Annotated in this window: 1 pseudogene; it reads right to left on the bottom strand. The window is 67.4% G+C overall.

Annotated elements, in window-relative coordinates:
* A pseudogene (locus O4G76_RS19920) lies at positions 1–577 on the bottom strand (IS3 family transposase); the annotation flags it as partial.

The following is a 577-nucleotide window of genomic DNA, read 5'->3' as shown; positions in this document are numbered from 1 at the left end:
GGCGGCCCGCGCAGGATGAACAGGTCCGTCAAAGCGTCCACCACGTCGGTGGAGTTGAGCTTCCGATCGACGCGGATCATTAGCGCCTCCTTGGTGAACTCGTCGATGATGTTGAGGGTGCGGTAGGCCCGGCCGTCATGCGTCCGGTCCTGGACGAAGTCGTAGGACCAGACGTGGTTCGGCCGCTGCGGGCGCAGGCGGACGCAGGAGCCGTCATTCAGCCACAGCCGACTTCGTTTCTTCTGCTTCTGCGGGACCTTCAGCCCCTCGCGCCGCCAAATGCGCTCGACCCGCTTGAGGTTCACCCGCCAGCCGGACTGGTTCAGCAGCGCGGTGATTGGGCGGTATCCGTAGCGGCCATACTGGCGTGCCAGCTCGATGATATCCGCCGTCAGGCGCGCCTCGTCCGGTCGGCCGCGTGGCACCTTTCTCTGCGTGGAGCGGTGCTGGCCCAGCGTGCGGCAGGCGCGGCGCTCGGACACGCCAAGCGCCTGCCGCACATGGTCGATGCACTGGCGTCGGCGCGAGGGGCTCAGAAGTTTCCCCGCGCCGCCTCGGCCAGGATGAGCTTGTCGAG

Source organism: Limimaricola sp. G21655-S1 (assembly GCF_027213785.1).
Taxonomy (GTDB): Bacteria; Pseudomonadota; Alphaproteobacteria; order Rhodobacterales; family Rhodobacteraceae; genus Limimaricola.
The sequence above is the reverse complement of the archived record's forward strand: the minus strand, read 5'-3'. Positions and strand labels throughout refer to the sequence as shown.